The organism is Nguyenibacter vanlangensis (assembly GCF_038719015.1).
Lineage (GTDB): Bacteria > Pseudomonadota > Alphaproteobacteria > Acetobacterales > Acetobacteraceae > Gluconacetobacter > Gluconacetobacter vanlangensis.
In genome coordinates this window covers 988,418-1,007,810 of record NZ_CP152276.1, presented here as the reverse complement: position 1 = coordinate 1,007,810, position 19,393 = coordinate 988,418, and the positions used below count along the sequence as shown (strand labels likewise).

The following is a 19,393-nucleotide window of genomic DNA, read 5'->3' as shown; positions in this document are numbered from 1 at the left end:
CCGCGTCATCCGCCCAGGCGCGCGAGGATTCGCCGCCGGGTGAACGGGGGGACGAAGCCGGTGATGTCGCCGCCCAGCCGGGCGACCTCCTTCACCAGCCGCGAGGAGATATATTGGCTGCCTTCGCCGGCCATCAGGAACATCGTCTCGATGTCCGGAGCCAGTTGGCGGTTCATGCCGAACATCTGGACCTCGTAATCGAAATCGGCGACCCCGCGCAGGCCGCGCACGATCACGGTCGCGCCATGGGCGCGCGCGGCGTCGACCAGCAGGCCGCCGAAGCCCACCACGCCGATCGCGATCCCGGCGCGGCGTGCGACCGGCGCGGTTTCGGCCTGCAGGCAGGCGATGCGCTCGTCGACCGGCATCAGCGGCTGCTTGCCGGCATTTTCGCCCACGCCGACGATCAGCCGGTCCACCAGCCGCGCCGCACGTTCGATGATGTCCAGGTGGCCGTTGGTCACCGGGTCGAACGTGCCGGGATAGAATCCCGTGCGCGGCGCGGCGTCAGGCATCGGGTGCCTCCGCCGCGCCCTGGCCATCCTGGACGCCGTCCTGGGCGCCGTCCGGGGCGCCGTTCTGGAGCCCGTCCTCGGCAGCGTCATCCTCGCCTCCATCCTCGCCGTCATCCATGACGGGGAAGACGCTGGTGACGCGCTCGGTGGTGTCGAGACGGAACAGGGTCACGCCGCCGGCCTGGCGCGACATGACGCGGATCTGGCCGACCGGCAGGCGGATCAGGCGGCCCGCGTCGGTCACCAGCATGACGTCGGTGCCGTTGATCACCGGCAGCGTCGCCACGACTTCGGTGCCGCGCCGGCTGCTGCTGAAGGTCATGTTGGCGATGCCCAGCCCGCCGCGCCCGCTGACCCGGTAGTCGTAGGCCGAGGAGCGGCGCCCGAAGCCCGCGTTGCTGACGGTCAGCAGGATTTCCTCGGCCAGTTCCAGTTCGGCGAATCGCTCGGGCGTGATGACCGAATCGGCGGGGGCCGATTCCTCGTCGGACGCATCGGGCGGGACGTCCTCGGCCTCGTCGCCCGCGGCGGCGTTTTCGGCCCGGCGGCGGGCATTGGCCATGCGCAGGAAGGCCGAGCGTTCCTCGACCGTCGCCTCGACATGGTTGAGGACGCACAGGCTGTTCACCTCATCCCCCTCGGCCAGGCGGATGCCGCGCACGCCGGAACTGTCGCGCCCGGCGAAGACGCGCAGCGTGTCGTCGGTGATCTGGAAGCGGATGCAGCGGGCGTTGCGCGTGGCCAGGAACACGTCCTGTCCTTCGCGGCAGGTGGCGACGCCGATCAGGCGGTCGCCCTCGTCCAGCTTCATCGCGATCAGGCCCGAGGCGCGGATATTGCGGAAATCGCTGAGCCGGTTGCGGCGGACATTGCCCGACGCGGTGGCGAAGACCAGGTGCAGGTTTTCCCACAGCGTCTCGTCCTGCGGCAGGGGCAGGACGGCGGTGATCGAATCGCCGCCCAGGTCGGGCAGCAGGTTGACCAGCGCGCGGCCCTTGGCGGTGGGGCTGGCCTCGGGCAGGCGCCAGACCTTCTCGCGATACGCCTTGCCGCCGGACGAGAAGAACAGCACCCATTGATGGGTGTGGGCGTTGAACGAGCGCACCACGATGTCGTCGCCGCGGCGCCCGGCGGCGGTACGGCCGCGCCCGCCGCGATTCTGGGCGCGGAAGATGTCGAGCGGCGTGCGCTTGATGAAGCCGTCGCGGGTGATGGTCACCACCATCTGGCCGGGCTCGATCAGGCTTTCGTCGGTCTGGTCGCCCGCGTAATCGGCGATCTCGGTCAGGCGCGGCGAGGCAAGCTCGGCACGGATCGCCGCCAGTTCGGCGCACATCACCTCCATGCGCCGGGGGCGGCTGGCGATGATTTCGAGCAGTTCGTTGATCCGGACCGCGACCTCGGACAGTTCCTGCTGGATCTTCTCGCGCTCGAGCCCGGTCAGGCGCTGCAGGCGCAGTTCGAGGATGCCGCGGGCCTGGGCCTCGGTCAGGTGGACCTTGCCGTCGGCGATCACGTTGCCCTCATCCTGGATCAGGTCGAGCAGCGGCGCGACGTCGGCGGCGTCCCACGCGGTGCGCATCAGCGCCTCGCGCGCCGTGGCGGCGTCGGGGGCGGCGCGGATCAGCGCGATCACCGCGTCGATATTGGCCACCGCGATCACGAGGCCGACCAGCAGGTGGCCGCGGTCGCGCGCCTTGTTGAGGTCGAAGCGCGCCCGGCGCAGGATCACGTCCTCGCGGAACGTGATAAAGGCGTGCAGCACGTCCTTCAGCCCCATCAGGCGGGGCTGGCCGTTGTCCAGCGCCAGCATGTTGACGCCGAACGAGGTCTGGAGCTGGGTGAAGCGGTAGAGCTGGTTCAGCACCACTTCGGGCGTCGCGTCGCGCTTGATCTCGATGACGATGCGCATGCCCGACCGGTCGCTTTCGTCGCGGATGTCGGAGATGCCTTCGATCTGCTTGGCGCGCACCAGTTCGGCGATGCGTTCCTGCAGGGTCGATTTGTTAACCTGGTACGGGATTTCGGTGATCACGAGGGCGCGGCGGTCGCGGCGCAGCTCCTCGATTTCGGCGCGGGCGCGGATGATGACCGAGCCGCGCCCGGTCTCGAACGCGCTGCGGATGCCCGCGCGGCCCAGGATGATGCCGCCGGTGGGGAAATCCGGCCCGGGGACGATCTGCATCAGCTCGTCCAGGGTCATGTCCGGGCGGGCGATCAGCGCCAGGGTCGCGTCGATGATCTCGCCAGGATTATGGGTCGGGATGTTGGTCGCCATGCCGACCGCGATCCCGGACGCGCCGTTGACCAGCAGGTTGGGGAAGGCGGCGGGCAGGATCTTCGGCTCCTGCTCGCTTTCGTCGTAGTTCGGCTGGAAATCGACGGTGTCGCGGTCGATGTCGTCCAGCAGGAAGGACGCGGCCTTGGCCAGCCGGGCCTCGGTATAGCGCATGGCCGCAGGGGAATCGCCGTCGACCGAGCCGAAATTGCCCTGACCGTCGATCAGCTTGACGCGCATCGACCAGGATTGCGCCATGCGCACCATGGCGTCGTAGATCGAGGAATCGCCATGCGGGTGGTATTTACCCATCACGTCGCCGACCGCGCGGGCCGATTTGCGGTAGGGCTTGTCGTGGGTGAAGCCGCTCTCGCGCATCGAATAGAGGATGCGCCGGTGCACGGGCTTCAGCCCGTCGCGCACGTCGGGCAGGGCGCGGCTGACGATGACCGACATCGCATAGGCGAGGTAGGAGGACCGCATCTCCTCCTCGATCGTCACCGGAAGCAGATCGGAAGGCGCCGGCGGCTCCGGCGGATCGGGAATTTCGGTCAATGCAAATCCGTCATGTCAAGGCCCCCGGCCCGTGGGCAAGGAGGGCGGGAACTGGACCCGAGCCTAGCACAGAGTGCGGGGCCCAGAGAAACCACGGTGGGGAAACCACAGTGGGGAAACCACGGTGAAGATGCCGCATGCGCCGTCCCGATGGCCCGTTGGGGCCGGGCAGGCTGTACCAAAGGGGCGGCCTGTGCCAGGGGCCGGGTCGTGCCGGCCCGGAGCGGGATTTAGAACGGGATTTCGTCGTCCAGGTCGCTGCCGCCGCCATGCGGCGCGTCCCAGCCCCCCGTATTGCCGCCCGTATTGCCGCCTGGGCCGCCGGCATTGCCGCCGCGACCGCCGCCGCCGCCGATCTGGCGCGGGGCGGAGGAGGAATATCCGCCGCCGGTATTGCCGCCGCCATATCCGCCGCCCGCGTCGTCGCCGGACTCGCCGCCGCGATTGCTGTCCAGCAGCACCAGGTCGCCGCGGAAGCGGTCGACCACGACCTCGGTCGTATAGCGTTCCTGGCCGGACTGGTCGGTCCATTTGCGGGTCTGCAGCGAGCCTTCCAGATAGATCTTGCGGCCCTTGCGGAGGAAACGCTCGGCCACGTCGGCGATGCGTTCGTTAAAGATGACGACGCGGTGCCATTCCGTGCGCTCGCGCCGCTCGCCGGAGGCGCGGTCGTTCCACGTGTCGCTGGTGGCCAGCGTGAGCGAGACGATCTTGGCGCCGTTCTGGCTGTTTCTGACCTCGGGGTCCTTGCCCAGATTGCCCACGAGAATAACCTTGTTGACGCTACCTGCCATGACGCTGTCCTGCCGCTGTCCGGTCCGGAGACGCCGCGCGGGCGGCGATGCTCCTGCTCTAAAAAACCGTCCGCCCCGGCCGGTCTGGGGGGCGGACGCAACTCTGATGCCATCCTAACCCAGATGCGCGGCGGATGATACCGGTGCGGCGGATGGCGTTCCGTCGGGATGTTTTTTTCCGGCATGTCGGTTCATATCGCTTCGTCCCCGGCATTTTTGAGGCGGCGGATCTTGGCGGACGGCGCGGAAACGGTCAGAACAGAGTGGGAACGCGGCGGGCCGGACGCGGCGGGTCCGGAGCGGGAGCGCCAGAGGGCGCCCCAGCGGGCGCCAAAGAGCGACGATATATAGAATATAGAGCGGCGATAGAGAGCGGCGGCAGAGAGCGACAGAGCATGGCACATCGATCCAGTCAGGAGGCCGACCGGGATGCTGGTCCGAGCACTCGTCCGGCGGGCGGGCCGCCGGCGGCGCAGTCCATCCGGGTGCGGGGCGCGCGGGCGCACAACCTGAAGAATATCGACGTCGAGATCCCGCGCGACGCGCTGACGGTGGTGACCGGGCTGTCGGGGTCGGGCAAGTCGTCGCTGGCGTTCGACACGATCTATGCCGAGGGGCAGCGCCGCTATGTCGAGAGCCTGTCGGCCTATGCGCGGCAGTTCCTGGAGCTGATGGGCAAGCCGGACGTCGATGCGATCGAGGGCCTGTCGCCGGCGATTTCCATCGAGCAGAAGACCACGTCGAAGAATCCGCGCTCGACCGTCGGCACGATCACCGAGATCCACGATTACATGCGCCTGCTGTGGGCGCGGGCGGGCGTGCCCTATTCGCCGGCCACCGGCCTGCCGATCGAGGCCCAGACCGTGAGCCAGATGGTCGACCGGGTGATGGCCCTGCCGGAGGGCACACGGCTGATGCTGCTGGCCCCGGTGATCCGCGACCGCAAGGGCGAGTGGCGCAAGGAACTGGCCGAACTGCAGCGCAAGGGCTTTGCCCGCGTGAAGGTGGATGGCGCGCTGTACGAGATCGCCGAGGTGCCCGAGCTGAACCGCAAGCTGCGCCACACGGTCGAGGCGGTGGTGGACCGGGTGGTGGTCAAGCCCGGGCTGGAATCGCGCCTGGCCGACAGTTTCGAGACGGCGCTGGGGCTGTCCGACGGGCTGGTCTATGCCGAGGAAGTGGTGCGGGGCGATGCCGAGCCGCCGCCGCGCATCGTGTTTTCGTCGCGATTCGCCTGTCCGGTCAGCGGTTTCACCCTGGAGGAGATCGAGCCGCGGCTGTTCTCGTTCAACGCGCCGCAGGGGGCGTGCCCGGCCTGCGACGGAATCGGCACCGAGACCTTCTTCGATCCGCATCTGATCGTGCCGGACGAGTCGCTGTCGCTGGCCGCCGGCGCGATCGCGCCGTGGCGCAGTGCGCAGAGCCCGTATTACCAGCAGACGCTGGAAAGCCTGGCGGCGCATTACGGGGTGCGCATGGAGACGCCCTGGCGGGACCTGCCGCAGGGCGTGCGCGACGTGATCATGCAGGGGAGCGGCGAGGAGATCACCTTCCGCTATCGCGATGGCCGTAAATCCTATGACCTGACCAAGGCGTTCGACGGGGTGGTGACCAACCTGCGCCGCCGGATGGCCGAGACCGACAGCGTGTGGGTGCGCGAGGAATTGTCGCGCTATCAGTCCGACAAGCCGTGCCATGCCTGCCATGGCGCCCGCCTGCGGCCCGAGGCGCTGTCGGTGCGGGTCGCGGGGGCGACGATCGCCGAGGCGTCGGACCTGCCGATCCGCCGGGCGCTGGACTGGTTCGCCACCGTCGAGGCGACGCTGACGCCGCAGCGGGCGGAGATCGCCCGGCGCATCCTGCGCGAGATCCTGGACCGGCTGCGGTTTCTGAACGATGTGGGGCTGGATTACCTGACGCTGTCGCGCGGGTCGGCGACGCTGTCGGGCGGCGAGAGCCAGCGGATCCGCCTGGCGAGCCAGATCGGGTCGGGGCTGACGGGGGTATTGTACGTGCTGGACGAGCCGTCGATCGGGCTGCACCAGCGCGACAATGAGCGCCTGCTGGGCACGCTGGACCGGCTGAAGCGGCTGGGGAACACGCTGATCGTCGTCGAGCATGACGAGGATGCGATCCGCGCCGCCGACTGGCTGATCGACATGGGGCCCGGGGCGGGGGTGAATGGCGGCAATGTGGTGGCGATCGGCACGCCCGACGCCGTCGCGGCGAATCCGGCCAGCCTGACCGGGGATTACCTGTCGGGCCGGCGCAGCATCGCCGTGCCGGCGCGGCGGCGCCCGGTGGATGCGGTGCGCATGCTGCGGCTGGAAGGGGCGAGCGGCAACAACCTGAAGGACGTGACGGCGCGGGTGCCGCTGGGCACCTTTACGTGCGTCACCGGCGTGTCGGGGGGCGGCAAGTCGACCCTGGTGATCGACACGCTGTACAAGGCGCTGTCGCGGCAATTGATGGGGTCGGGGCAGAATCCGGCGCCGTACCGGCGGCTGGACGGGGTGGAACTGCTGGACAAGATCATCGACATCGACCAGTCGCCGATCGGCCGTACGCCGCGATCCAACCCCGCGACCTATACCGACCTGTTCGCGCCGATCCGCGACTGGTTCGCCGAACTGCCGGAGAGCAAGGCGCGCGGATACAAGCCGGGGCGGTTCTCGTTCAACGTCAAGGGCGGGCGGTGCGAGGCCTGCCAGGGCGATGGGGTGCTGAAGATCGAGATGCATTTCCTGCCGGACGTGTTCGTGACCTGCGATACCTGCAAGGGCGCCCGCTACAACCGCGAGACGCTGGAGGTGAAGTTTCGCGGCAAGTCGATCGCCGACGTATTGGCCATGACGGTGGACGAGGCGCTGCCGTTCTTTTCGGCCGTGCCGCGCATCCGCGACCGGCTGGCGATCCTGCAGCAGGTGGGGCTGGGCTATGTCGCGCTGGGCCAGCAGGCCACGACCCTGTCGGGCGGCGAGGCGCAGCGAGTGAAGCTGTCCAAGGAACTGGCCAGGCGGGCCACCGGGCGCACGCTGTATATCCTGGACGAGCCGACCACCGGCCTGCATTCCGAGGATGTGCGCAAGCTGCTGGAGGTGCTGCACGCCCTGGTGGACCAGGGCAATACGGTCGTGGTGATCGAGCACAACCTGGACGTCATCAAGACCGCCGACTGGGTGCTGGACATGGGGCCCGAGGGCGGCGACGGCGGCGGCCGGATCGTGGCCGAGGGCACGCCCGAGGACGTCGCGGCCTGCGCCGAAAGCCATACCGGGCGCTTCCTGGGGCCGCTGCTGGCGCGGCCCGACGCCGATCCGCCGGAGGCCGGGGGACGCCGCGCGGCGGGCAGGCGGGGCAGGCTGGCGAAAACGGATAAAAAAAATCGCACGGAACCGCGGAAAATACTTGCATAAGCAGGGTGGTGGCCTTATCAGCGGCCCCCTTGGCCCAAGGGGGCGATCCCGCCCAACAGGCTGTCTACTGGTTTGGGGGTACGTGATGAACGCACTTGCTCAGCTGGGGATGGTCTCGGAACTCCCGAGCAATATCCAGGTGTCTTCTAATCCGTCTTCGCACGACGAAGAGCGGAAGGATTATTTCGTCGAGAAAGACGGGATGAAGTTCGCGGGAACGCATCTTCTGGTCGATCTTTGGGAGGCCCGGAATCTGGACGATCCGGCGCAGATCGATCGCATCCTGTGCGAGGCGGCGGTGACGGCGGGTGCGACCATCCTGCACAGCCATTTCCACCATTTCTCGCCGAATGGCGGGGTGTCGGGCGTGGTGGTCCTGGCCGAGAGCCATATTTCGATCCACACCTGGCCCGAACGGAATTTCGCGGCGGTCGACATCTTCATGTGCGGCGCGTGCGATCCGAATCTGGCGATCCCGGTGATGCAGCGCCTGTTCCAGGCGGAACGGGTCGAAGTGGACGAGCAGCGGCGCGGCCGCGTCGCCTGATGCGACGGGCGCCGGTTGCCCGACGGCTCCGGCGCTTTCTCTCCCGACCATCGGGGGGCCCGACCATCGGGGGCCGGATCGATCCGGCCTCTTTTTTTATGGCCGGTGTCCTGAAGCCGAAGATCGACGGCCGGACATCGGATGCCGTGCGGAGCGGGAGACGGGGAATGAGCGAAAACTGGCTTGGCGAAACCCTCTATGAAGGCTGGCAGCAGCGCTTCAGGGTGCGCAGGGAACTGGCCCGTACGAAAAGCGTTTTTCAGGATATCGTCGTTTTCGAAAGCGAGACGCATGGCCGCGTGCTCGTGCTGGATGGCGTGATCCAGATCACCGAGGGTGATGAATTCGTCTATCAGGAGATGCTGACCCATGTGCCGCTGCTGGCGCATGGCGATGCGAAGAGCGTGCTGATCATCGGCGCGGGCGATGGCGGCGTGCTGCGCCGGGTGCTGCAGCATCGCGGCGTGACCCGCGCGGTGATGGTGGAGATCGACGGCGAGGTGATCGCCCTGTCCAAGCAATATCTGCCCGGCATTGCCGGCGATGCCTGGACCGATCCGCGCGCCGAGGTGATCGTGGGCGACGGGATCGATTACGTGGCCAAGGCCGAGACCGGATCGGTCGACGTGATCATCGTCGACAGCACCGATCCGATCGGGGTGGGCGAAGTGCTGTTCACGGATTCGTTCTATGAACATTGCGCGCGGATCCTGACGCCGAACGGCATCATCGTGAACCAGTGCGGCGTGCCCTTCATGCAGGCCGACGAGTTGCGCGAGACCAGCCTGCGCCGCGCGCGCTTCTTTCCGCACGTGTCGGCCTATGTCGCGGCGGTGCCGACCTATGTCGGCGGCTTCATGACCCTGGGGATCGCGGCCAAGGGGACGAACCCGGCCATCCATCCGGCCGAGACGATTCGCGCCCGGGCCGAGGCGGCGGGCATTCTGGGGACGACCGGCTATTGGACGCCGGAGATCCACGCGGGCGCCTTCAACCTGCCGCCCTATATCGCCCGGCATCTGCCCGCGGCGCGGTAAGGCCAGTCCAGGTCGGGCTCTGCCCGAACCCGGCAGGGGTCACAGACCCCTGCACCCCATTACCCCATTATATTGACAAATAATCGGTTTCCAAAGGCACCGCCTTTGGCGGGGTTCGGGGCAGCGCCCCGAAAAAGAGAGCGCGGGACGGTCAATCTATGACACGCGCTGGTATAGAACCCCGACTTGGGCGTGCGCGTCGGCGGCGATCCGCCGCGCGCCGCCCGGGGAGGGCGCCCTCGGCCTCGTTCAGGCGCGGTGGGTGGCCAGCCGGCGCAGCGAGAGCAGTTCGACGCCCAGCGTCGCCATGCCGTCGGCGAAGACCTGGTAATGCGGCGTCGTGAGATGGCTGTCGAACGCTGCCTGGTCGACATAGATCTCGTGCAGGATCACCCGGTCGGGCTCATTCTCGGGCAGCAGGACGTCGAAGGCGCGGCATCCCGGCTCGTCCGCCACGGAGCGGGCGCTGTCATAGGCGCAGATTTCGAGAAATTTCCCGCGGTTTTCGGGAGTCGTCGCGAATTCGGCGATGATGGTCAACGGGGCGGCGTTCGTCATGACTGCGTCCTTTCCTGGCGGCCATGACGAGCCTATACCGGGCGGGGCCGTCCGATCCAGCCCGCGCGGCCGCGCGACAATGTGACGGGGCGATTGACTTGCTTGCGAAACATGTGCCAAGCATCCGGATGCTGAAGCGGGAGAGACCGGCGCGAGCCGGCGCCGAAGGAGCAACCGCCCCGGAAACTCTCAGGCCAAAGGACCGCCCGGCATGGACTTCTGGAGAGAGGCGCCCCGCGCGCCCGCCGACGGGATAGCGATCTCAGGCAAACCGACAGAAGGGGCATTCGGATCCGCGACCGGATTCAGGAGGCTCGGTTCATGTCGTATCTTCTCCCTCTTTCCTTTCCGGCGATCGGCCTGAACGGCCACAGGCGGGGCGCGGCATGAGCCGGGACCTGCTGCGCACGCCGCTTTACGACCTGCATCTGTCGCTGGGTGCCCGGATGGTGCCCTTTGCCGGCTATGACATGCCGGTGCAGTACAAGGCCGGCGTGATGGCCGAGCATCTGCATACCCGGACCGCGGCGGGATTGTTCGACGTGTCCCACATGGGGCAGGTCACGCTGCGCGCGCGGTCGGGGCGCATCGCGGACGCGGCGTTGGCGCTGGAGCGGCTGGTGCCGGCCGACATCCTGGCGCTGAAGCCCTGGCGCCAGCGTTACGCGCTGCTGACGGACGCGCAAGGCGGCATCCTGGACGACCTGATGGTCTCGCGCCTGGGGGATGAGGCGCTGCTGCTGGTGGTCAATGCCGCGTGCAAGGATGCGGACCTGGCGCATCTTACGGCGGCGCTGGACGGGGATTGCGTGGTCGAGGCCCTGCCGGAGCGCGCGCTGATCGCGCTGCAGGGGCCGCTTGCGGGCGCGGCGCTGGCCCGGCTGGCCCCCGCGACGGCGGAGATGCGCTTCATGGACGTGGCGGAGTGCGACGTAGCGGGCGTGGCCTGCGTGGTCTCGCGCTCGGGCTATACCGGCGAGGACGGGTTCGAGCTGGGCATGGCGTCCGGCGCGGCCGTGCGGGTGGCCGAGGCGCTGCTGGCGCAGGAGGGGGTCGCGCCCGTGGGGCTGGGCGCGCGCGACAGCCTGCGGCTGGAGGCCGGGCTGTGCCTGTACGGGTCGGACATCGACCGCACGACCACCCCCATCGAGGCCGGGCTGGACTGGTCGATCCAGAAGAGCCGCCGGGACGGCGGCGCGCGGGCGGGCGGATTTCCCGGGGCGGAGAGCGTGCTGGCGCAACTGCGCGACGGCGCTCCGCGCCGCCGGGTGGGAATCGCCGTCGAGGGACGCGCGCCGGTGCGCGGCGGGGCGCAATTATTCGCCGACGCGCAGGGCGCGGTGCCGGTCGGCCGGGTGACGTCGGGGGCGTTCGGCCCCACGGTCGGGGCGCCGGTGGCCATGGGCTATGTCGCGGCGGGGTACGAGGCGACCGGCACGGCGCTGTTCGCCGAGCTGCGGGGCAAATTTTTGCCGGCGCGGGTGGCGGCGCTGCCGTTCACGGCGCCCGGGTTCAGGCGGTAGTCCCGGACGCCGGGTTTCGGGAATTGACGGGTTTGGGTGGAGAGACGGACATGACGGTTTATTACACGAAGGATCATGAATGGCTGCGCGTCGAGGGGGATGTCGCGGTCGTCGGCATCACCGCCCATGCGGCCGAGGAGCTGGGCGAGCTGGTGTTCGTCGAGGCCAAGGAGGACGGCACCGCGGTGGCGCAGGGTGACAGCGTGGCGGTGGTGGAATCGGTCAAGGCGGCGTCCGACATCTATGCCCCGGTGTCGGGCACGGTGGTGGGCTTCAATGCCGCGCTGACCGACGATCCGACCCTGGTGAACGGCGCGCCCGAGGGCGAGGGCTGGATCCTGAAGCTGCGCATCGCCGATGCGGGGCAGCTTGCGTCGCTGCTGGACGCGGCGGCCTATGCCGCGCTGGTCGGCTGATCCTGTCGCGGAGACGATGAACGTGGCGCCCTCGACCGAGCACTCTTCCACCGTGCATTCCTCGACTCTCTGGCGGACTGCGCGTCCCGCCGCCGAGTCCTTCTGCGCCCGCCATGTCGGCCCGCGCGACGGCGAGGTCGCCGCCATGCTGGAGGCGGTCGGTGCGCCGTCGCTGGATGCGCTGATGGAGCAGACGGTGCCGGCGGCGATCCGGCTGCGCGGCGCGATGGGGCTGGGCGAGGGCCTGACCGAACCGGCGGTGCTGGCGCGGCTGCGGGCCATTGCCGGGCGCAACCGGGTCATGACCTCGCTGATCGGCCAGGGCTATTACGGCACGGTGCTGCCGGGGGTGATCCAGCGCAACGTGCTGGAAAACCCGGCCTGGTACACGGCCTATACGCCCTATCAGCCGGAGATCAGCCAGGGACGGCTGGAGGCGCTGCTGAATTTCCAGACCATGGTCGCGGACCTGACCGGGCTGGACGTGGCCAATGCCTCGCTGCTGGACGAGGCGACGGCGGCGGCCGAGGCGATGGCGCTGGCACGGCGCGTGGCGCGGTCGAAGGCGGACGGGTTCTTCGTCGATGCCGATTGCCATCCGCAGACGCTGGCGGTGCTGCGCACCCGCGCTGAGCCGATGGGCTGGCGGATCATCGTCGGCGATCCGGACCGCGACCTGGATGCGGAGGCGGTGTTCGGCGCGCTGCTGCAATATCCGGGATCGTCGGGGCAGGTCCGCGATCCGCGCGGCGCGATCGCGCGGCTGCACGCGGCGCAGGCCGTGGTGGCGATGGCGGCCGATCCGCTGGCGCTGACCGTGCTGGAGGCGCCGGGCGTGCTGGGGGCGGACATCGCCGTGGGGTCGATGCAGCGCTATGGCATGCCGATGGGCGCGGGCGGTCCGCATGCGGCCTATATGGCCGTGCGGGATGCCTACAAGCGCAATATTCCCGGGCGCCTGGTGGGGGTTTCGGTCGACAGCCGGGGGCAGCCTGCCTATCGCCTGGCGTTGCAGACGCGCGAGCAGCATATCCGGCGCGAGAAGGCGACGTCGAACATCTGCACCGCGCAGGTGCTGCCGGCGGTGATTTCGGCGATGTACGCGCTGTATCACGGGCCCGACGGGCTGGCGGACATCGCGCGGCGCGTGCATGGGCTGACCGCGATCCTGGCCGCCGGGCTGCGGGCGCTGTCGGTGCGGGTGGTGACCGAATATTTCTTCGACACGATCACCGTAGCGACGAGCGGCGCGTCCGGCCTGGTCCGCGCCCGGGCCGAGGAGGCGGGCCTGAATCTGCGCATCGTCGATGCCGACCATGTGGGGATCAGCCTGGACGAGACGACCACGCCGGAGATCGTCCGCGCCGTGTGGCGCTGTTTCTGCCCCGATGCGCGGCGGCTGGAGGAGATGGAGCGCGCCCTGCCGGAGCCGGGCGGCGCCCTGCCGCCCGGGTTGCTGCGCGCCAGCCCGTTCATGACGCATCCGGTCTTCCACGCCCATCGGTCCGAGACCGACATGCTGCGCTATCTGCGCCGGCTGGCGGATCGCGACCTGGCGCTGGACCGCACCATGATCCCGCTGGGGTCGTGCACGATGAAGCTGAACGCGACGGTCGAGATGATGCCGGTCACCTGGCCGGAATTCTGCGACATCCATCCCTATGCGCCTTCGGCGCAGATGGAAGGCTATGCCGTGCTGTTCGACGAGCTGGAGCGGATGCTGAAGGCGGTCAGCGGCTATGACGCGGTGTCGCTGCAGCCCAATTCGGGGGCGCAGGGCGAATATGCCGGCCTGCTGGCGATCCGTGCCTATCACCGGGCGCGGGGCGAGGGCGGGCGCGACATCTGCCTGATCCCGGCTTCGGCCCATGGCACCAACCCGGCATCGGCCCAGATGGTGGGGATGCGCGTGGTGGTCGTGGCCTGCGACGCGCAGGGCAATGTCGATATCGGCGACCTGAAGGCCAGGATCGCGCAGAGCGGGGACCGGCTGGCGGCGATCATGATCACCTATCCCTCGACCCATGGCGTGTTCGAGGAATCGGTGGTCGAGATCTGCGACCTGGTGCATGCGGCGGGCGGCCAGGTCTATCTGGACGGCGCCAACATGAACGCGCAGGTCGGGCTGTCGCGCCCGGGCGCCTTCGGCGCGGATGTCAGCCATTTCAACCTGCACAAGACCTTCTGCATTCCGCATGGCGGCGGCGGGCCGGGCATGGGGCCGATCGGCGTGGGCGCGCATCTGGCGCCCTTCCTGCCGGGCGTGCCTCAGGAGGGCGGGGCGAACGCGGTGTCGGCCGCGCCGTACGGATCGGCGGCGGTGCTGCCGATTTCCTGGACCTATATGATGCTGATGGGCGACGCGGGATTGCGGCGGGCGACCGAGATCGCGATCCTGAATTCCAATTACGTCGCCAGCCGTCTGTCCGGCCATTATCCGGTGCTGTATCGCGGCACGAACGGGCGGGTGGCGCATGAATGCATCATCGACCTGCGCCCGATCAAGGATGCGACCGGCATTACGGTGGACGATGTCGCCAAGCGGCTGATCGACCATGGATTCCATGCGCCGACGGTCAGTTTTCCGGTCGCCGGCACCTTCATGATCGAGCCCACGGAATCCGAGAACAAGGCCGAGCTGGACCGGTTCTGCGACGCGATGATCGCGATCCGCGCGGAAATCGCCGATATCGAGGCCGGGGTGCTGAGCGCCGAGGAAAGCCCGCTGCGCCATGCGCCGCATACGGTGCGCGACCTGGCCGACCCGGCCTGGGAGCGTGCCTATGACCGCCGGCGCGGCTGCCTGCCGTCCGGCGTCGCGGCCGCGGACAAATACTGGCCGCCGGTCAACCGGCTGGACAATGCCTATGGCGACCGCAACCTGGTCTGCGCGTGCCCCGACATGGCCAGCTATCAGGAGGATGCCGTCTGAGGCGGCCAGGGACGCTGGATAGGGACGCTGGGTAGGGACGTCGGACAGGGACCGGGGGCGGCACGCTTTCAAACGTCACGGAAATGTGTTCTCTGCCGGACAGGGGCAACCCGAGTCGTCGAGCCCAAGTCGTCGAGAAGGAGAAGAACGGCGTGTCTGACAGGTTCCGGTTTGTGATCGTCGGCGGCGGGATCGCCGGCATGGAGATGGCCACCTATCTGGGCAACACGCTGGGCCGGTCCGGCCAAGCCGAGGTGACGCTGATCGACAGTTCCTTCTTCCATGTCTGGAAGCCGATGTTGCATGAGTTCGCGGCCGGTACCAGCCCGAACGACCGGAACCGGGTCAGTTTCCTGGCGCAGGCCAGCCGCAAATCCTTCAAATACTGGCCCGGGGTGCTGGACGGCGTCGACCGCGCGGCGCGCCAGGTCGAGCTGGCGCCGATGGAGGACGAGCGGGGCAATGTGCTGCTGGACCGGCGCAGCCTGTCCTATGACGCGCTGATCGTGTCGATCGGCAGCCGGGCCAATGATTTCGGCCTGCCGGGCATTACCGAACATTGCCATTTCATCGACAACCTGACCGAGGCCGACGCCTTCAACACCCGGTTCCGCTCGTTGGTGCTGCAGGCGATCGGGCAGTCCGGCACCTTGCAGATCGCCATCGTCGGCGGCGGCGCCACGGGTGTGGAACTGGCGGCCGAGCTGCATCGCGCGCTGGACCTGGCCGCCAATTACGGGGCGGGGATGAACCGGGCGGACCTGCATGTCACCCTGCTGGAGGCCGGGCCGCGCATCCTGCCCGCCTTCCCCGAGGCGGTGTCCGAGGATTCCCGCCGGCAACTCGAGGCGCTGGGCATCACCGTGCACACCAGCGCCCAGGTGACCGGGGCCGACGCGGACGGGTTCCTGCTGGGGGACGGCACGCGGATCGACGCCAGGCTGAAGGTCTGGGCCGCCGGGGTGAAGGCGCCGGCCGCGACGACGCTGTTCGAGGGGCTGGAGCGGTCGCGCTCGGGGCAATTGGTGGTGCGTCCGACCTTGCAGACCACGCGGGATGACCGGATCTTCGCCCTGGGCGATTGCTCGTTCATCGCCGAAAAGCCGGTGCCCGCCACCGCGCAGGCGGCGCGGCAGCAGGCGCGGCATCTGTCGCGGCAGATGAAGGGCTGGATCGGCGGCGGGGCGATCGCGCCATTCCATTACCGCGATCGCGGGGCCGTGGTGTCGCTGGGCGATTACAATGGCTGGGGCACGCTGGGGAAATATCATTTCGGGGGCGGTCCGCTGCGCGGATTGCCCGCCCGGCTGGGGCACGACATGCTGTATCGCCAGCACCAGATGGAGATCCACGGCCCGGCGCGGGCGCTGGCGGCATGGGGAGCCGACCAGCTTGACGAGTTCGTGCGCCCGATCGTGCGCCTGGACTGACCGTCCGTTCCATTCCGTCGCGTGGCGCGGGTCCCGGGACCCCGCCATGTGCGCCGCGCATGCGCGGCCCCGAGACATTTCAAAACGTTGCGACTGGCCCGCGATTGCTCTTGGGGCGGGCAGGGAGAAGGCGCATCTTCGCCCCCATACCGGATAAGCCCGCCGCATCGCGCGGTCCATAAGAAAAGGGACGGTCCGGGGGAGGCGGGTCATGTTTCATCTGAAAATCGCGGGGGACAGCCGGTCCCATTTCCACATGACGGCGCCGTGGGCCTATATCGCGGCGCATCGCGACGATCCGGCGTGGACGGATGCGCGCGACCGCATGACGGTGGCGCTGATCTGCGGGGGGCTGTTGTCGGCCTTCGTCATCGACATGGCCATTCTTTATTTCTCGATGTTCCGTCCCTGAAGCGTCGGGCCGCAGGCCGGCGGGCCGCGTGCCCGGCGACATGTCGGCGGGGCTGGCGGTTATGTCCGTTAGGATATAGATCTTTCCCCGACAGGGGGAAGGATGGGGCGTTTCATCTCGGCGGTCCGGGCGGGATTGCCGGCGGCGATCATGGTGGCGGCGGGCTGTGCGGCGTGGCCGGACGCGGCGCCTGCCCGTTCGGTCGTGGACATGACGGGACGGGTGGTTGCCTGCCCGGACCATCCGTCGCGCATTGCCGATCTGTGGTTCGCCCATAACGAACTGGTGCTGATGCTGGGCGGGGCCGGCCGGATCGCGGTGACGGACGATCTGCCGTCGGCGCGGCCGTGGATGTACCGGGTGGCGCCGGTGCTGCATGGCGCGGCCGGGGTGACCGGCGCGGTGCCCAATGTGGAAATGCTGCTGGGGCGCGGGGTGGACCTGGTCTTCGCCGCCAACGACTCGCCGGCCGCCGCGCCGCTGCGGCGGGCCGGGCTGGCGGTGGTGCAGGCGGGTTTTACCGATACGGCCTCTCTGCTGCGGGCGCTGGACCTGACGGCGGACGTGCTGGGCGATGCGCGCGCGCATGACGTCGCCCGGCGGTACCGCGCCATGCTGGATGCGACGATGGCGCGGGTGGAGGCCGGGCTGGCGGACCTGCCGCCCGGACGGCGGCTGCGCGTGCTGCATGTCAAGTCGCTGGTGCCGCTGACGGTCGATGGCGGCGGGACGATCATCGATGAATGGATCGGCCGGGCGGGCGGGCGCAATGTCGCCGCGGCGGTCAGCGGCAACATGCGCCCGGTTTCGCTGGAACAGGTTGCCGCCTGGGACCCGGACGTGGTGATCCTGGGACCGGACGGCGGCGACCTGGCGCGGGTGTCGGCGCAATGGGGGGCGCTGCGGGCCGTGCGGGACGGCCGGGTCTATCGCAATCCGTCGGGCGTGTTTCCGTGGGACCGCTATGGCAGCGAATTGCCGTTGCAGGTCCTGTGGGCGGCGAAGACCCTCTATCCCGGCCGGTTTGCCCGGGTGGATATGGTTTTTGAAACCATTAAGTTCTATCGCGAATTTTTCGGATACGACCTGACGCCGGGGGAGGCCGCGCGGATCCTGGCGGCCCGTCCGCCGGCGGGGGACGCGGAGTGATGCGGCGCGCGGCGGTCCTGCGGGCCGTCCCGGTCATCCTGCTTTTCGCACTGCCGGCCGTGGGGCTGCTCGGCCTTGCGGCGCTGTCGCTGGCGATCGGGCGCTATCCGGTGTCGGTCCCGGACATCGTCGCGATCCTGTCGGGGCATGACGGGGGGATGGCGCCGGCGCGGCGGGCGGTGCTGCGCGCGATCCTGATCCAGGCCCGGCTGCCGCGCATTGCCGGCGCGGTGGTGGTGGGGGCGGCGCTGTCGGCGTCCGGGGCCGGGTATCAGGCGGTGTTCCGCAACCCGCTGGTCTCGCCGGGCCTGCTGGGCGTGCTGGCCGGGGCCGGGTTCGGCGCGGCGCTGGGGATCGTCGCCGGGGCCGGGCCGGCGGGCATCCATGCCCTGTCCTTTCTGGGCGGGGTGCTGGCGGTGGCGGCCGGGGCCGGGATCGCCCGGCTGTTCGACGTGCGATCGATGCTGATGCTGGTCTTCGGCGGGTTGCTGAGTACCGCCTTCTTCACCGCGCTGCTGTCGGCGCTGAAATATGTTGCCGATCCGGACAGGCAGTTGCCCGATATCGTGTTCTGGCTGCTGGGCAGCCTGACGCAGGTCGGATGGCGCGACCTGATGGTGGCGGCGCCCCCGGTGCTGGGCGGGATCGCGGTGCTGACGGCCTGCGGCCGCATGCTGGACGCGCTGGCGATGGGCGACGACGAGGCCAGGACCCTGGGGGTGCCGGTCGGGTTGTTGCGCCATGGCGTGATCGCGGTGGCCAGCATGCTGGCGGCGCTGACGGTTTCGGTGGCGGGGATGATCGGCTGGATCGGGCTGATGGTTCCGCATGCGGCGCGGCTGCTGGCCGGGCCGCGCAACGGGTTGGTCCTGCCGCTGAGCGCCTGTCTGGGCGGGGCGTTCCTGTTGCTGTGCGACGATCTGGCGCGGGTGCTGACCGAGCAGGAAGTGCCGGTCGGGCTGATCGTCGATCTGCTGAGCGTGTGCCTGTTCGTGGGCGTGCTGCGGCTGGTCCGCCGGGGGTGGGCGGAGTGAGCGGGCTGGAGGCGCGGCAGATCGGTTTCCGGCGGCAGGGGCGGTGGGTGCTGGAGGATGTGTCCCTGACGCTGCGTCCGGGCGAGCTGGTGGCGCTGCTGGGGCCGAACGGCGCAGGCAAGACGAGCCTGCTGCGCCTGCTGCTGCGGCTGTCGCGGCCGGATGCGGGGCGGATTCTGCTGGACGGGCGGGATATCGCCGGCCTGACCCGGCGGCACCTGGCCGGGCGTGTCGCCTATGTGCCGCAGGGCCATGCCGTGGCGTTTCCCTATCGCGTCGCGGACGTGGTCGCGCTGGGGCGGCTGGCGGGCGGGACGATGCTGGCGCCCTTTGCCTCGGCCGCCGATCGCCGGGCGGCGGCCGAGGCGATGGCGCGTCTGGCGATCGGTCATCTGGCGGAGCGTGCCTATGTCACCCTGTCGGGAGGCGAGCGGCAGAGCGTGCTGATTGCGCGGGCGCTGGCCCAGGGGGCGCGGCTGCTGGTGCTGGACGAGCCGGAGGCGGGGCTGGATTACGGCCAGCAGCGCCGGCTGTTCGGCCTGCTGCGCGATCTGGCGGCGGGCGGATATGCGATCCTGGCCACGACCCATGACCCGCTGCGCGCGGCGCGGGTGTTCTCGCGCGCCGTCCTGCTGCGCGGGGGGCGGGTGCTGGCGGACGGACCGGCGGCGGCGATCCTGTCGGAGGACGCGATTTCGGACCTGTACGATCGCGTTCCGCCATAGCGGCGCCCTTGTCTATATTTCATGGTATATAGACATCCGGCCGTCCCTTCGTTAGTGAGGTGCAACGTCACG

Annotated in this window: 15 protein-coding genes and 1 riboswitch; of the genes, 11 read left to right on the top strand and 4 right to left on the bottom strand. The window is 69.2% G+C overall.

What is annotated here, in order from left to right:
• Window positions 1–5: 5 nt before the first annotated feature.
• From coaD to ssb, 3 genes are all read right to left on the bottom strand, one after another.
• Window positions 6–515, bottom strand: coding sequence for a pantetheine-phosphate adenylyltransferase (gene coaD / locus AAC691_RS04635; RefSeq protein WP_342629105.1), 510 nt, complete (start codon window positions 513–515; stop codon window positions 6–8).
• Entirely contained in the window at window positions 508–3,348 is a 2,841-nt protein-coding gene (gyrA, locus tag AAC691_RS04630; protein WP_342629104.1) for a DNA gyrase subunit A, read from the bottom strand. The genes coaD and gyrA overlap by 8 nt, the downstream gene beginning before the upstream one ends.
• 230 nt (window positions 3,349–3,578) lie before the next feature.
• On the bottom strand, window positions 3,579–4,142 hold the full coding sequence (ssb, locus tag AAC691_RS04625) for a single-stranded DNA-binding protein (RefSeq protein WP_342629103.1): 564 nt from the start codon (window positions 4,140–4,142) through the stop codon (window positions 3,579–3,581).
• A gap of 395 nt (window positions 4,143–4,537) precedes the next feature.
• On the opposite strand from ssb, the gene uvrA reads away from it, so the two are divergent.
• The 3 genes from uvrA (at window position 4,538) to speE (ending at window position 9,142) form a co-directional block, all read left to right on the top strand.
• Complete coding sequence (gene uvrA, locus AAC691_RS04620; RefSeq protein WP_342629102.1) at window positions 4,538–7,558, top strand: excinuclease ABC subunit UvrA; 3,021 nt, start codon at window positions 4,538–4,540, stop codon at window positions 7,556–7,558.
• Window positions 7,559–7,643: 85 nt separating this feature from the next.
• Window positions 7,644–8,105, top strand: coding sequence for an adenosylmethionine decarboxylase (gene speD, locus AAC691_RS04615; protein WP_176640747.1), 462 nt, complete (start codon window positions 7,644–7,646; stop codon window positions 8,103–8,105).
• A 167-nt stretch (window positions 8,106–8,272) separates the two neighbouring features.
• Complete coding sequence (gene speE / locus AAC691_RS04610) at window positions 8,273–9,142, top strand: polyamine aminopropyltransferase (RefSeq protein WP_342629101.1); 870 nt, start codon at window positions 8,273–8,275, stop codon at window positions 9,140–9,142.
• Between the two features lie 249 nt (window positions 9,143–9,391).
• On the opposite strand, the gene AAC691_RS04605 is transcribed toward speE, so the two are convergent.
• A complete protein-coding gene (locus AAC691_RS04605) occupies window positions 9,392–9,700 on the bottom strand; it encodes an antibiotic biosynthesis monooxygenase family protein (RefSeq protein ID WP_342629100.1) in 309 nt (102 codons plus the stop codon).
• A gap of 127 nt (window positions 9,701–9,827) precedes the next feature.
• Window positions 9,828–9,915: riboswitch (glycine riboswitch) on the top strand.
• A gap of 171 nt (window positions 9,916–10,086) precedes the next feature.
• Here AAC691_RS04605 and gcvT point away from each other — a divergent pair.
• The 8 genes from gcvT to AAC691_RS04565 all read left to right on the top strand — a co-directional run bounded on the left by gcvT (window position 10,087) and on the right by AAC691_RS04565 (window position 19,321).
• Window positions 10,087–11,223: a glycine cleavage system aminomethyltransferase GcvT gene (gcvT, locus tag AAC691_RS04600; protein WP_342629099.1), complete on the top strand. Its 1,137-nt coding sequence runs from the start codon at window positions 10,087–10,089 to the stop codon at window positions 11,221–11,223.
• A 50-nt stretch (window positions 11,224–11,273) separates the two neighbouring features.
• Window positions 11,274–11,639, top strand: a complete 366-nt coding sequence (gene gcvH, locus AAC691_RS04595; protein WP_176641937.1) for a glycine cleavage system protein GcvH — start codon at window positions 11,274–11,276, stop codon at window positions 11,637–11,639.
• 16 nt (window positions 11,640–11,655) lie between these two features.
• Entirely contained in the window at window positions 11,656–14,571 is a 2,916-nt protein-coding gene (gene gcvP / locus AAC691_RS04590; protein ID WP_408906093.1) for an aminomethyl-transferring glycine dehydrogenase, read from the top strand.
• A gap of 152 nt (window positions 14,572–14,723) precedes the next feature.
• Window positions 14,724–16,001 (top strand): NAD(P)/FAD-dependent oxidoreductase, encoded by a 1,278-nt coding sequence (locus tag AAC691_RS04585; protein ID WP_176640367.1) that lies wholly within the window; start codon window positions 14,724–14,726, stop codon window positions 15,999–16,001.
• A gap of 211 nt (window positions 16,002–16,212) precedes the next feature.
• Window positions 16,213–16,413 (top strand): hypothetical protein, encoded by a 201-nt coding sequence (locus tag AAC691_RS04580; RefSeq protein WP_176640368.1) that lies wholly within the window; start codon window positions 16,213–16,215, stop codon window positions 16,411–16,413.
• 102 nt (window positions 16,414–16,515) lie between these two features.
• Complete coding sequence (locus tag AAC691_RS04575) at window positions 16,516–17,562, top strand: ABC transporter substrate-binding protein (protein WP_342629098.1); 1,047 nt, start codon at window positions 16,516–16,518, stop codon at window positions 17,560–17,562.
• The gene (locus tag AAC691_RS04570; protein WP_342629097.1) at window positions 17,562–18,596 is read left to right on the top strand and encodes an iron ABC transporter permease; all 1,035 of its coding nucleotides are present in this window, start codon (window positions 17,562–17,564) and stop codon (window positions 18,594–18,596) included. Before AAC691_RS04575 ends, AAC691_RS04570 begins: the two co-directional genes overlap by 1 nt.
• Window positions 18,593–19,321, top strand: a complete 729-nt coding sequence (locus AAC691_RS04565; RefSeq protein ID WP_342629096.1) for an ABC transporter ATP-binding protein — start codon at window positions 18,593–18,595, stop codon at window positions 19,319–19,321. The genes AAC691_RS04570 and AAC691_RS04565 overlap by 4 nt, the downstream gene beginning before the upstream one ends.
• Window positions 19,322–19,393 lie beyond the last annotated feature (72 nt).